Below are 14,195 nucleotides of genomic sequence, written 5' to 3'. Positions count from 1 at the left end.
TCCGTCGTCGGCAGCGTCAGATGTGTATAAGAGACAGCGGCGCCCCTGAGCAGGTGCCGCACAGCCGCGAGGCTGCGTCGACCTCCTGAGACACCAGCCGCTGCCAGCCGTCGAGACGGAAGCGGGCTGCGGCCGCGACGCCTGGCTGGGGATCAGAGTGGAACGGTGCTTTCCCGGACCACGAGGGTCGGCCGGAGCAAGACCTGCTCGGGCTGTGCGCCAGGGTCCTTCAGCAGCTCGAGAAGAAGGCGCACGGTGTGTCGTGCGGCCTGGTCGATCGGCTGGGCGAGGCTGGTCAGTCCGGGGGTGACGACGCGTGCCCCGATGCTGTCGTCGAACCCCACGACGCCGACATCATGGCCGACGGCAAGGCCTCGCTCGCGGCACGCCTGGAGCGCACCCATCGCCAGCGTGTCGCTGACGCACGCGAACGCGGTGGGTGGCGTCTTCTTGTCGAGGAGTCGACCGGCGAGCTCCCTGCCGGTGCCGATCTCGTCCGAGCCGTGGGCCGCGAGCCCGCGGGTCGCGAAGCCGTGTGAAGCCATGGCGCGGCGCCAGCCGGACTCCCGGTCATCCCCGAGCCCGCCGGGCGGGCCCCAGCCCAGGTAGGCGATGCGTCGGTGGCCGCGTTCGGCGAGGTGGTCGACGGCTTGCTCCACCCCGGCGGCGCCGTCGACGTCGACCCACCACGTGTCCGACATGGCGTGTCCCCAGGGGCGCCCGAAGCAGGCGAAGGGAATGCCACGCTCGAGCAGGAAGGTGATCCGGGGGTCGTTGGTCTGGGTGTTGGTGACGACGACGCAGTCGACCGTGCTCATGCTGAAGATCTCCTGGATGACCCGGATCTCCTCCTCGTCGGTGGCAGCGGCATGGCAGAAGACGTCGTGGTCGGCCTGGCGTGCCGCCAGGGAGAACTCGTAGAGGTAGCTCGCGAGAACGCCGCCCGACTGGGACCGATGGTCCGTCGGGAACAGCCGGAAGCCCACGGCCCGCGGAGACTTCGTCGAGAGCGAACGCGCAGCTTGGTTGGGTCGGTACCCCAGCTCGTCCACGGCTTTGAGGACCCGGCGCACCGTGGCCGGGCTGAGCCGGTCCGGGGCGTTCAACGCATAATGAACGGTCTGCTTGGAGACCCCCACCCGCGCTGCCACCATAGCCATGGTGGGCCTTGGCGACCCAGCCGTTCTCTCAGCGGCGGGTCTGCGCCCGCGCCCCTGACTTGCCGCTGAATCGGTAAAGCCCATGGGCTGATTCTGTGGGCCTGTGGGTGAAACGTCAACAAATGTTCGACCGGGCGCACCCGACTGCAGACGAGTGAGACAGGAGCTGGGACGCTCGTGGCGCGACATACGGATCGCGCAGGCTTGGCACAACTTCGCGAGCAGCATTGTCCTTGCAGGGATTTCGCGCAAACGGCGGACGTGGAGGGGTGCTCTGCCGGGGTGCCCGAGCCGTACAGGCGGCCCCCCCGTCGTGTCATCGATAAACACCCCCTTGACGTGCCGTGATCGGCGCCACTACCGTCTTGCTTTACCGGTAAAACCCGCATTCGCGACGAGGTGCCTACACGCTCGACCGGGCGCTCTGACGCGGAATCCACCAAGGGCAGTTCTACGGCGGCGTGCCGCCAGCGGAAGGGACGACGATGTTCAGCCACAGCAACGTGATCAAGGGGGTGGCCGCCACGACCGTGGGCCGCCGCAACATCCTCAAGGCGGGCATGCTCGCCGGCCTTGGTGTGGCCGCCGGGCCCATGCTTGCGGCCTGCGGCGGAGGCTCCTCCGCTGCACCTGGGTTGACGTGGGCGGGTTGGGACGGGCCGCCGCAGTCTGACCGGTTCCGTCAGTTCTCCGAGAAGATGACCAAGCAGCTCGGGGTTCAGGTCACCTACCAACAGGTGGTGGGGGACTATCTCTCCAAGCTGCTGTCGCAGCTGTCCGCCGGCGCGGCTCCGTCCGCGTTCTACGTCGGTGACATCTACATGGCCAAGCTGATCGAGACCAAGCAGGTGCTCGACCTCACCAGCTACCTGGGCAGCAACGGCGCAGCGGTCAAGCAGGCTGACTTCTACGAGGGGCTCTACGAATGGTGCCGACCCGCCGACGGCAGTCCCGGGCTGTACGGGCTGCCGGTGGACTGCAACCCCGCCGTGTTCTGGTTCAACAAGGACCTCCTGGCCGAGGCGGGTGTCAGCACCGACCCGATTGCCCAGTTCGAGGCGGGCACGTGGACCCAGGACGCGCTGACCGACATGTTGGACAAGATCCGCGCCACCAAGAAGAAGGGTCTGTTGATCGGTGGCGGCTGGTACGACTGGTTCGGGTGGATCTCCACCTTCGGCGGGACGCTCTTCGACGAGTCCGGCAAGGCCGTCTTCGACAGCGACCCCAAGTCGCTGGAGGCCCTGTCGTGGCTGTTCGAGCAGCTCAAGTCGGGGAACATCACCTACACCGGCTCCCTGCCTCAAGGTCAGAGCGGTGACGTGCTGTTCTACGCGGGGCAGCTGGGCACCATCGCCACCGGCCGCGTGATCCTGCCGAACCTCAAGAAGCTCAAGTTCGGCTACGACATCGCCCCCTTCCCCTCGCCATCGGGCAAGGACATCATGCCGGTGCCGGTCAACACGGCAGCGCTCTCGGTGAACGCCAACGCCAAGAACCAGGCCAAGGCGCTGGAGTTCCTCGGCAACTACGTGAACGCCGAAGGCCAGAAGTTCCGCCTGGCCAATGGTGGCAACGCGGTGCCATCGGTCAAGGGCCTGGACCAGATCGTCACCGAGGGCAACCTTCCCGCGCACGGCAAGCTGTTCAACGACGTGGCGGCCAAGGGCTACGCCGTTCCCAGGACGATCGCCAGCAAGCCCAAGGTCCTCACCGAGCTCCCCGTGCTGGTGGACAAGATGTTCAAGTCGGGCAACGAGACGCCGGAGTCCTTCAGCGGCAAGGTGGTCCAGCTGATCAACGGCGGTTCCTGATGGCCGTGCTCACCACCGGAACTCCGACCCGGGCACCGGCCGGGTCGGAGATCCCGGACCTCCACCGAAGCCGCGCGCGCCGGCGCCGGCGACGGGCGGACACGGTCGCGGCCTACCTGTTCCTGACCCCTCAGCTGGTGGGTCTGGCGGTGTTCATGGTCGGCCCCCTGCTGTTCGCGCTGGTGCTGGCGTTCTACCACTGGGACGGGTTCGGTACCCGCTCCTTCGCCGGCCTGGCCAACTTCGGGGACGTGCTGTCCGACCCGAGAATCCGGCAGTCGGCCATGAACACCCTCTGGTTCACGGTGCTTCAGGTCCCGGGACTGCTGCTCACCGGGTTCTTCTTCGCGGTGCTGATGCAACGCGCCGGCAAGCTGACCTCGGTGTACCGGCTGGCGTTCTTTGCCCCGGTGGTCACCTCCTCGGTCGCGGTCGCCGCGATCTGGCTGTGGCTGTTCAACCCCGACATCAGCCCGCTCAACCACGCATTGAGCTCGATCGGCCTGCCTGCCCCCAACTGGCTGCAGGACGCCCGGTTCGTCATCCCCGCATTCGCGGTGGTCGGCATCTGGCAGGGCCTGGGCTACCAGCTGGTGATGTTCATGGCCGGCCTGCAGAGCATCGACCGGTCGTTCGTGGAGGCCGCCGAGCTGGACGGCTGTTCGGAGTGGCAGAAGCTCCGGCACGTCACCATCCCGCTGCTGTCCCCGACCATCCTGTTCCTGTCGATCACCTCGATCATCGGCTCGTTCCAGGTGTTCGACTACATCTACGTCTTCTTCGGCAGCACGGCCCCGGACGCCTCGCGCACCATCGTCTACGAAGTCGTCCAGATCGCCTTCGGCCAGTTCGACTTCGGGCAGGCATCGGCACTCGCCTTCCTCCTGTTCCTGGCCCTGCTCGTGGTCACCGGCTGCCAGCTCGCAGCCCAGAAGAGATGGGTCCACTACACAGAATGAGCACCTTCTCCGACACCAGCAGGCGCGCGGTCAAGACCGCCAAAGCGCCCTCCAGCTCCCGGCCCGCGCGTCACAGGCTGTTGCTGCACGCGATTCTTGTCGTCGGCGCGGTCGCCATGGCGCTGCCGTTCGCGTGGATGCTGTTCTCCTCGTTCAAACCACTGGGGGAGATCTTCATCCAGCCACCCAAGCTGCTGCCCCAGGACTGGAACCTCGAGGGGTACCGAACCGCCCTCGGTGGCGCCGACTTCGTCCGCGGTTTCTGGAACAGCACCTACATCGCCGTGACGATCACGGTCGTCTCGCTGCTCACGTCGGCGATGGCCGCCTACGCGTTCGCGCGGATCGACTTCCGGGCCAGCCGGGGACTCTTCATGGTCTTCCTCGCCACCATGATGGTTCCCGGCCAGCTCACGATCATCCCGCTGTACATCATCATGGGTTGGCTCGGCTGGGTGGACACTCACGCCGCGCTCATCGTGCCGCCCGCACTCTTCAACGCGTTCGGTGTCTTCCTCCTGCGCCAGTACATCAAAGGCATCCCGCTGGAGCTCGAGGAAGCCGCCCAGCTCGACGGCGCCGGCCGGTTCCGCACGTTCGTGACGATCATCCTGCCGCTGCTGCGCACTCCTCTCACGGCGTTGGGGATCTTCACCTTCCTCGGCCAGTGGAACAACTTCTTCTCGCCGCTGATCTTCCTCAACAGCTCCGACAAGTTCACGCTGCCGTTGCTGGTCAACCAGTTCAAGGGTCAGTACACCTCCGACTGGCCGGCGCTGATGGCCGCCACCACCTTGTTGGCGGCACCCATCCTCATCCTGTTCGCCGTCGCGCAGCGCCAGATCGTCGAGGGCATCGCGCTGTCCGGCTCCAAGTCCTGAGCGCGGAAGAGCTTCAGCGGAACCCGGCCAGAGGCCACCACCCGGCGGTGCCAGCGATCAGCCCACCCCCGATACCCATCCGAGAAGGGCAACGCATGACCTCCCACGGCGACCTCGCCGAGAAGCAGGACCCCACCCACGACCCGACAGCAGCGTGGTCCGAGCCCGCGACTGGTTGGACGCTCAGTACCACCCAGACGAACGACGACTATGCGCCGACCTTCCTCGGCAACGGCTACATCGGTGGCCGCATCCCCGCAGCGGGGATGGGCTACGCGACGGAGCCGATCGAGACCCAGGCGCACCTGGCCGGGTTCTTCGCCCAACACGGCCCGGTCGAGAGGGACGCGAACATCCCGACCTGGTCCACGCTGGCGTTCTCGGACGAGTCGGGCACCTACGGACGGTTGCCGCGGCGGACGCCTGGACCCGTACAGGACGACCGCGAGGAAGGCTCGGTGAGCCACTACCGGCAGTCGCTGGACCTGCGGGCCGGACTGCTGACCACGCACGCGACGTGGACCTCGCCGGCGGGACACTGCACCGATCTCACCTATCAGGTTCTCGTGCATCGGGCGCGGCACCGGGTGGCCGCCGTGCAGCTCACCTTCACACCGCACTGGAGCGGGCGCGCGCGCGTCACCGGGGTCTTCGACGGCACCAGCGCCGGGCTGACCGAACCTTCGAGCAAGGGCTACGACGGTGAAGCGGCGGAGTCGTACGAGACGGTGACGACCCTCGGCACCAGTATCAGCGCAGCGCTCGCGTCGCGACTGGAACTGCCCACCGGGGTGGCGGCACAGACCGAGGAGTACGGGACCGACGAGCCCAGGTCGGTCGGGGTGCAGGCAACCTTCGAGGTGAGAGCCGGAACCACGTACACGGTCACCAAGTACGTCGGGATCGCCAGCTCCCAAGACTCGGAGGACCCGTTGTCGACGGCTCGCGCCGCGGCGGCGGCCGCCGCGGACACCGGCTACGTCGACCTGCTGGCCGAGCACGAGAGGGCATGGGCCGACCTGTGGAGCGCTGACATCGAGGTCCTGGGTGATCCGGAGCTGCAGCTGCAGGTCCGCGCGAGCATGTTCTACCTGCTGCAGAGCACCCGGGCCGGGGTGGACTGGAGCCTGTCCCCCTGCGGCCTGTCCGGTGATGGATACGGCTACAACGGCCACATCTTCTGGGACACGGAGACGTGGATGTATCCAGCGCTGCTCGCGCAGCATCCGGATATCGCGGTGGGAGCGAACACCTATCGGCAGCAGCGTCTGGCGGAAGCACGCAGCTATGCGACCCAGACCGGGTTCGCGGGTGCGAGGTTCCCCTGGGAGAGCGCCCTGCGAGGAGACGAACAGACTCCGCCCGGTTGGGAGATGGGCGAGCTCGAGCACCACATCACCGCTGACGTCGCCCTCGCCCAGTGGCAGTACTACCTCGCCACCGGCGATCGCGGCTGGCTCGCGGACAAGGCCTGGCCGGTGCTGGAGGGAGCCGCCCAGTTCTGGGTGAGCTCCGCTGTCGCCGATGAGGCCGGCGGCTACGACATCAACACGGTCATGGGTCCTGACGAGTACCACTTCCCTGTCGACAACAGCGCGTACACCAACGTCGCGGCCGCCGAGACCCTGCGGATCGCCACCCGGGCGGCGCAGGTGGTGGGCGTGGCCGCGGACCCGAACTGGAGCCGGGTTGCCGATGGTCTGCGGGTGCCGTTCGACGAGGCTCTGGGAATCCATCTGCAGTACGACGGCTACGCCGGCGAAACCATCAAGCAGGCCGACGTGGTCATGCTGCAGTATCCCTGGGAACACCCCATGCCCGCCGAGGTGGCGCGCAACGACATCGACTACTACGCGGCGCGCACGGACCCTGACGGGCCGTCCATGACGGACTCCATCCACTCCATCGCCCACGCAGCCCTGGGTACCCCCGGGTCCGCCTCCTACGACTTCATGCGCCGCAGCGTGGAGCCGTTTCTGCGCGGACCGTTCAACCAGTTCGCCGAGGGACGTCAGGGAGGGGTGTTCACGTTCACGACCGGACATGGGGGATTCCTGCAGATTTTCCTGTACGGCTTCAGCGGCATGCGCTGGCGTGAAGACCGAGTCAGGCTCGACCCGATCCTGCCGCCTCAGCTGGCCGGCCTCACATTGCGCCGGATGCTGTGGCAAGGACGCGCGTTCGACGTCGCCATCGGCCCGGAGCGCACGACGGTCACGCTGACCGGAGGTCTCCCGATGACAGTCGAGGTCGCTGGCGCGATCTTCTCGCTGCGCCAGGGCGCACCGGTGACCGTGCCCACCCGACAGCCCGGCCAGGGGTGGACCGAAGACCCCAGTCGGGGCGTCGAGGCGACGACGCGCTCGCCCGTCCCGACCACCTCTGTCGAGGTGCCATGACATGATTGGGAACCCCCAGGCCGCTGCCCAGAGTTCACCCGCAGCATCCGTGACCACGACCTCGCCGCCGTTCCGGGACGCCTCGAGACCGCTCGAGGAACGCCTCGAGGATCTGCTCGCCCGTATGACGCTGCGGGAGAAGATCGGGCAGATGCTGCAGCTCGACGCCCGGGACGACCTGGACGACGTCGTGGCGAACAAGCTGGCTGGGTCGATCTTGCACGCCTCGCCCGAGCGCATGCATGCCGCAATCGAGCTGGCGGCAGCCACCAGGCTGGGCATACCACTGCTCACCGCTGACGACTGCATCCACGGCCACTCGTTCTGGCCCGGTGCCACGATCTTCCCCACGCAGCTGGGGATGGCCTGCTCCTGGGACGCCGAGCTCGTCGAGCGCATGGCCCGCGCCACCGCGGTGGAAGTCGCAGCGACGGGCATCCACTGGACCTTCTCGCCGGTGCTGTGCATCACCCGCGACCTGCGATGGGGCCGCGTGAACGAGACCTTCGGGGAGGACCCGCTGCTCATCGAGGAGCTGGGTGCCGCGATGGTCCGTGGCTACCAGGGAGCTGGGCTGGACGACCCGACAGCAGTCCTGGCCTGCGCCAAGCACTTCGCGGGCTACTCGGAGACGCAGGGCGGACGCGACGCCAGCGAGGCGGACCTGAGCCGTCGCAAGCTGCGCTCATGGTTCCTGCCGCCGTTCGAGCGGGCCGCCCGCGAGGGCTGCCGCACGTTCATGCTCGGCTACCAGGCCATCGACGGGCTCCCGGTCACCGCGAACAGGTGGCTGCTGAACGACGTCCTCAAGGACGAGTGGGGGTTCACCGGCATGCTCGTCACCGACTGGGACAACGTGGGTCGGATGGTGTGGGAGCAGCGGGTCTGCGCCGACGACGTCGAAGCAGCAACGGTCGCCGTACGCGCGGGAAACGACCTGGTGATGACGACTCCGAGCTTCTTCGAAGGCGCCCAGGAAGCGGTTCGCCGAGGCCTGCTCGGAGAGAAGGAGATCGACGACGCCGTACGCCGCATCCTGCGCCTGAAGTTCGAGCTCGGCCTGTTCGAGGACCCGCGTGCACCCGACCCCGACCGACAGCGGGCCGTGATCGGGTGCCGCGAGCATGCCGAGCTCAATCTCGAGATGGCCCGCCGTTCGCTGGTGCTGCTGCGCAACGACGGCGTGTTGCCCCTCGACGGAGGGCTCACTCGGGGCGACCGCGGGCGCGCCCTCGCCAAAGGTCAGGTCCGCACGATCGCGGTCGTCGGCCCCAACGCCGACGACCCGCAGGCCATGCTGGGCGACTGGGCCGGCGCGTCCGGTCAGGTGGACTGGATGCCGGACGGGCACCCCCGGGAGACCGTCACGACGGTGCTCGACGGGTTCCGCTCAGCCGTTCCCGACGGGTGGACGGTCACGTACGCCCGCGGCGCCGACATCGAACGCCTGGTACCAGACCCGCAAGGGCCGCAGTATCCCGACGGTCAACCGCGTCCGCCCGTGTTCACGTCCGCGCCAGTCGACGACGCGCTGATCGCGGAGGCGGTGGGCGTCGCGCGCACCGCTGACTACGTCGTCGCTGTTGTCGGGGACACCGTCGCGTTGACGGGTGAGGGCTGCTCCACCGCGACCCTCGATCTGCAGGGCGGACAGGTCGCCCTGCTCGAGGCGCTCGTCGCCACCGGAACACCCGTCGTCGTGGTGCTGGTCCACGGCAAGCCCTCAGTAGTGCCCGACGCCGCGCTGGCGGCGGCAGCGCTGATCGAGGCGTTCAACCCAGGGATGAGAGGAGGTCAGGCGGTGGCCGAGCTCGTACTCGGTCTGATCGAGCCGTCGGGGCGCCTGCCCCTGTCAGTGCCACGGCATGTCGGACAGCAGCCCGTCTACTACAACCAGGTGCGGGGCCAGCATGGTGAGCGTTACGCCGACCTGACCCAGGAACCACTGTTCGTCTTCGGAGAGGGCCTGTCCTACAGCGCGATCGAGTACACCGATCTCGTCGTCCTCGACGACGTGGTGGCATTGGACGGCGTGGTGCGCGCCGAGGTGACCGTCTCCAACACCGGCGCCCGGCCGGCGCTGGAGACCGTCCAGGCCTACATCAGCGACCTGGTCACGAGCGCCACATGGGCGAAGCAGGAGCTCAAAGCCTGGCGGCAGGTCACGGTCGCGCCCGGCGACAGTGCGCGGGTCCGGCTGGCGATCCCGGCCGCGGCATGCTCCATGGTCGACGCCGAAGGGCGCCGCATCGTCGAGCCCGGAGCGTTCGAGCTGCTCGTCGGCCACAGCTCGCGCACCGCCGACCTGCTTCGCGCCCGTTTCACCCTGTGCGAGCCGTGACATTTCCTGCCGCTGGCGAGGGTTCAACGACCGGCGGCACCTCGACGCTGTGATAGCGACCGAGGACGGTCGCGCGGCGTGGGCTCTCGCCACTCTGGTCGAGACGAACCACATCAACGGGAACGACCTCAACCCGACGGTGCACCGCAGGAACCCGATCAACACCTGCCGTCGCCAGGGTGGGAGGATGCAGTCGCCGCCCCGTTGTCAGCAGTCGGTGGCCCTGGTCTCATTCCTAGTCTCATTCGGGCGTCATCGCCCGCGTTCGGCATCGTCCGCACTGGGCTCGTCGGAGGCCGCGCGTTGCCCGGAGAACCGCCCCGAATGCGCAGGTACAGACCTCGAAGGTGTGTGTGGGGGTAACCCCACCGTGGGTTCAAATCCCACCGCCACCGCCAGACGAAGCAGGACCCCGACACGCTTTTTCGTCGGGGTCCTGCTTCGTTTATCGGACGCCGCGGGATTTGGGAGGAGCCGGAGCGAGTGGGGATGGATGCGTCCGGCCGCAGCACTGCGCTCCCGGGGGGCCGGCCACGAGCGGCTCAGCGCCCAACCTGCCCAGGTTCTGCGACCTCGGGTCCGTCGCGGTCAGGCGACGGCACCAGCCAGCATGCCGAGTTCGGGTTGGCCGTTGACAGGCCCGAGGTAACGCGCGTAACCTCGGCCCCGCGAAGCCATCTAACCCGCGTTAGTAGGTGGCAGCAGTAGCTAGGACGAGGGTCGAGGGAGACCATGCGCGCATCGGGCAAGAGCCGCAACGTGACGATGAGCGACGTCGCGCGCTGCGCCGGTGTCTCGCGCACCGCCGTCTCCTTCGTTCTGGCGGGCCGCAACGACACGAGCGTCTCCCCGGAGACGCGCGACCGCATCCTGGACGCCGTCCGCGACCTCGGCTACCGGCCCAATGCCGGCGCCCGGGCCCTCGCCGCCCAGCGCACTGGCCTCTTCGGCCTCATCACCGAGATCGTCACGGCGCCTTTCGCCGTCGACGTCATCAAGGGCGCACAGGAGCGAGCGTGGGAGGAGCGCAAGTTCCTGCTCATCGCCTCGAGCGAGGATCGCGCCGACATGGCGGAGGCAGCAGTCGAGAAGCTGCTCGAGCAGCGCATCGAAGGACTGCTCTACGCCGCGACCTGGCACCGTCCCGTCCAGGTGCCCGAGGCCGCCCGCGAGGTGCCGACCGTGCTCGTCAACTGCTTCGACGCCGAGGGTCGCTTCCCGTCGGTCGTGCCCGACGAGGTCGGTGGCGGCCGACGCGCCACCGAGCGCCTGCTGGCCGCCGGCCACGAGCGCATCGGCTTCATCAACCTCGACCCGGGGATCCCGGCCGCGGTCGGTCGGCTCGAGGGCTACCGTCAGGCTCTCACCGAAGCAGGCATCGACCCCGACCCCGACCTCGTCGTCTCCGGGCACGCGACCGCCGACAGCGGCTACGACGCCGCCGGAGACCTGCTCGACCGTTCCGATCGCCCCACGGCTCTCTTCTGCGGCAACGACCGCATGGCCATGGGTGCCTACGACGCGGTCCGCGAGCGCGGCCTGCGCATCCCGGAAGACATCGCGGTTGTCGGCTTCGACAACCAAGAGCTGATCGCCGCGTACCTGCGGCCCGCCCTCACCACCGTCGCCCTGCCCTTCGAGGAGATGGGCCGCACGGCGGTGTCGCTGCTCGGCTCGCTGATTGCAGCCGGCGGCGACGGGGGCAACGCAGACGGGCAGCCGATCGACACCGTGGTGACGATCGACTGCCCGCTGCTCGAAAGGTCGTCGGTCCGACCGTGAATCGGACCGACGACGTGTCTCCAGCAAGGCCAGACAGCCACAACCAGAGAGAAGGAATCATATGGCACGGTCAGCCGTCTCGAGGCGGGCTGCGCTCGCCCTCGCCGTGACCACCGCGGCCTCCGTCGCGCTCGGCGCCTGCACCTCCGGCAACGCCGCCGGCAACGGCTCCGGCGCTGCGTCCAAGGGCGCCCTGCTCACCATCCCCCGCGAGGACATGGGCACCTTCACCCGAAACTTCAACCCGTTCTCGCCGAACGCGCTGCCCATGACGCAACAGGCGATCTACGAGCGGATGTTCATCTACAACCCCGTCAAGGGCGAGGCCGTGCCATGGCTCGCGCGGACCTGGGAGACGTCGAAGGACGGTCGCACCGTCACCTTCCACCTCAACCCGGCCGCCAAGTGGTCCGACGGCCAGCCGCTCACAGCCGAGGACGTCGCCTACACCTTCTCGCTCCAGAAGAAGGTCATGGGCGGCTTCGACTACCTCGCGAACGCCAAGGCGGCCGACGAGCACACCGTGCAGTTCACCCTCACCAAGCCGTTCTCGCCCGCGCTCTACGAGCTCGGCCAGCAGGTCATCGTGCCCAAGCACGTGTGGGAGAAGGTCAAGGACCCGGCCAAGGAGACGAATCCGACGCCGGTCGGCAGCGGCCCCTACACGACCGTCGCCGCGTTCACGCCGCAGTCGTTCGACCTGACCAAGAACCCCAACTACTGGCAGCCCGGCAAGCAGCACATCCCCGGCATCCGGATGCTCGCCTTCGCCGGCAACGACCCCGCCAACCTCGCCACGACGAACGGCGAGACCGACTGGGCCGACCAGTTCGTGCCGAACATCGAGAAGACGTTCGTCGCCAAGGACCCAGTGCACCGGCACTACTGGTTCCCGCCGGTCGGATCGACCATCCACTGGCAGCTCAACACGACCAAGGCGCCCTACAACGACGTCCGGGTGCGCAAGGCGCTGTCCATGGCCGTCAACCGCGACCAGGTGGTCAAGGTCGGCATGAGCGGCTACGCCCAAGCGGCTGACTGCACGGGTCTCTCCGGTGGCTACGACACGTGGCGCGACGAGTCGGTCGCGGGCGCGTGCACGTGGACGAAGCTCGACGTCGCCGCTGCCAACGCGGCCCTCGACGCGGCCGGCCTGCGAAAGGGTGGCGACGGGTTCCGCACTCTCGCCGACGGCAAGCCCTGGGAGATGCGCATCTCTGTGGGTAGCGCCTCGTCCGACTGGCTCTCGGTCGCCAACGTCATCGCGCAGAACCTCGCCGCCGTCGGGGTCAAGGCACGCGTGGACAGCAAGGACTGGGCGGTCGTCGTCGCCGGCTACGAGGACGGCAGCTTCGACACCGGCATCGTCTGGAGCAACGGCGGACCGACGCCGTACCAGTACTACCGCGGCGTCATGTCGACCGCGACGGTGAAGAAGGCCGGCGAGAAGGCCTCCGAGAACTACCACCGCTTCGGGGACCCCGCCGCCGACAAGGCCCTCGACGCGCTGGCAGCAACGAGCGACGAGGCAGCCCAGAAGAAGGCCGCCGCCGAGCTGCAGCGGACCTTCGACGCCGATGCGCCGGTCGTGCCGCTCTTCAGCGGGCCCGAGTGGGGCCTCTACAACGACGCCCGCTTCACCGGCTTCCCGACCCAGGACAACCCGTACGCGACGCTGCTCACCCGTGGCAACACGGCGGTGCTCGTGCTCACCACCGTGAAGCCGCGCGCCTGAGCGCACCGGCACACGACGTCGCGGGGGCCGGGCCAACCTGGCTGGCCCCCGCGACCACCACCCGCCCGACCCGGCCACCCGGCATACGCCGGCACACCCCCGGGCCGAACCCACCTTCTCGAAAGGGGGCTGACGACGGCATGCGTTACCTCCTGCGCCGACTCGGCTTCTACGCCATCGCCTTCTGGGTCTCGATCACCCTCAACTTCATGCTGCCGCGCCTCATGCCCGGCGACCCCGTCTCACGGATGCTCACCCAGTCCGGGGCGCGGCTCGAGCCGGACCAGGTCGAGCAGCTGCGCCGCCTCTTCGGCCTCGACCAGCGTCCCGTCGTCGAGCAGTACGTCTCGTACGTCGCCAGCATCTTCCGCGGCGAGATGGGCGTGTCGATCTCGCGCTTCCCGACCCCGGTGTCGGAGGTCATCTCGTCGCAGATCGGTTGGACGATGCTGCTCGGACTCACCTCCCTCGTCATTGCGGCGGTCCTCGGCACCGTCCTCGGCGCGGTCGTGGCGTGGCGGCGCGGCGGCGTCCTGGACTCGGCCCTGCCGCCGGTGCTCGTGTTCATCGGCTCGTTCCCGTACTTCTGGCTCGCGATGGGGGCGCTCTACCTCTTCGGCGTGACCTTGGGTTGGTTCCCGCTCCGGCACGCCTTCGACGTCGGTGTCGTGCCGGAGTGGTCGGCGCCGTTCGCGGCCAACGTGGCCACCCACCTCGTGCTGCCGGCGCTCACGATCGTGCTCGTCTCGGTCGGCGGCTGGCTGCTCGGGATGCGCAACGCGATGATCGCGACGGCCTCGGAGGACTACATCACCATGGCCGAGGCCAAAGGGCTGCGGCGCGGACGGATCATGGTCCGCTACGCCGCCCGAAACGCGCTGCTGCCCAGCGTCACCTCCTTCGGCATGTCGCTCGGCTTCATCGTCGGCGGTGCCCTGCTCACCGAGGTCGTCTTCGCCTACCCGGGCGTCGGCTACCAGCTGCTCGCCTCGGTGCAGGCGCTCGACTTCCCGCTCATGCAGGGGATCTTCCTGACGATCACCGCGGCCGTGCTCATCGCGAACTTCCTCGTCGACCTCGTCTACGTCCGTCTCGACCCGCGTGTGCGGGTCTCCTAGGAGCAG

Annotated in this window: 9 protein-coding genes; 8 read left to right on the top strand and 1 reads right to left on the bottom strand. The window is 68.3% G+C overall.

The genetic code is table 11. The annotated features are described in order from the left end of the window. Positions 1–152: 152 nt before the first annotated feature. Positions 153–1,151: a LacI family DNA-binding transcriptional regulator gene (locus tag ACR9ZK_RS05955; RefSeq protein ID WP_481340969.1), complete on the bottom strand. Its 999-nt coding sequence runs from the start codon at positions 1,149–1,151 to the stop codon at positions 153–155. Positions 1,152–1,645: 494 nt separating this feature from the next. Here ACR9ZK_RS05955 and ACR9ZK_RS05950 point away from each other — a divergent pair, with 494 nt between their 5' ends. The 8 genes from ACR9ZK_RS05950 to ACR9ZK_RS05915 all read left to right on the top strand — a co-directional run bounded on the left by ACR9ZK_RS05950 (position 1,646) and on the right by ACR9ZK_RS05915 (position 14,189). Continuing rightward, positions 1,646–2,974, top strand: a complete 1,329-nt coding sequence (locus ACR9ZK_RS05950; protein WP_481340968.1) for an ABC transporter substrate-binding protein — start codon at positions 1,646–1,648, stop codon at positions 2,972–2,974. Continuing rightward, positions 2,974–3,933, top strand: a complete 960-nt coding sequence (locus ACR9ZK_RS05945) for a carbohydrate ABC transporter permease (RefSeq protein WP_481340967.1) — start codon at positions 2,974–2,976, stop codon at positions 3,931–3,933. The genes ACR9ZK_RS05950 and ACR9ZK_RS05945 overlap by 1 nt, the downstream gene beginning before the upstream one ends. Beyond that, complete coding sequence (locus ACR9ZK_RS05940; protein ID WP_481340966.1) at positions 3,930–4,814, top strand: carbohydrate ABC transporter permease; 885 nt, start codon at positions 3,930–3,932, stop codon at positions 4,812–4,814. The genes ACR9ZK_RS05945 and ACR9ZK_RS05940 overlap by 4 nt, the downstream gene beginning before the upstream one ends. A 95-nt stretch (positions 4,815–4,909) precedes the next feature. Further along, the gene (locus tag ACR9ZK_RS05935) at positions 4,910–7,213 is read left to right on the top strand and encodes a glycosyl hydrolase family 65 domain-containing protein (protein ID WP_481340965.1); all 2,304 of its coding nucleotides are present in this window, start codon (positions 4,910–4,912) and stop codon (positions 7,211–7,213) included. A 1-nt stretch (position 7,214) separates the two neighbouring features. Beyond that, positions 7,215–9,554 (top strand): exo-beta-d-1,3/1,6-glucosidase, encoded by a 2,340-nt coding sequence (locus tag ACR9ZK_RS05930; protein WP_481340964.1) that lies wholly within the window; start codon positions 7,215–7,217, stop codon positions 9,552–9,554. Between the two features lie 732 nt (positions 9,555–10,286). Next, positions 10,287–11,336 (top strand): LacI family DNA-binding transcriptional regulator, encoded by a 1,050-nt coding sequence (locus ACR9ZK_RS05925; RefSeq protein WP_481340963.1) that lies wholly within the window; start codon positions 10,287–10,289, stop codon positions 11,334–11,336. Between the two features lie 61 nt (positions 11,337–11,397). Then, positions 11,398–13,071 (top strand): ABC transporter substrate-binding protein, encoded by a 1,674-nt coding sequence (locus tag ACR9ZK_RS05920; protein WP_481340962.1) that lies wholly within the window; start codon positions 11,398–11,400, stop codon positions 13,069–13,071. Positions 13,072–13,211: 140 nt separating this feature from the next. Then, complete coding sequence (locus ACR9ZK_RS05915; protein ID WP_481340961.1) at positions 13,212–14,189, top strand: ABC transporter permease; 978 nt, start codon at positions 13,212–13,214, stop codon at positions 14,187–14,189. The last annotated feature ends 6 nt before the right edge of the window (positions 14,190–14,195 follow it).

This window comes from Monashia sp. HAY1-5C (genome assembly GCF_056755255.1).
The sequence above is the reverse complement of the archived record's forward strand: the minus strand, read 5'-3'. Positions and strand labels throughout refer to the sequence as shown.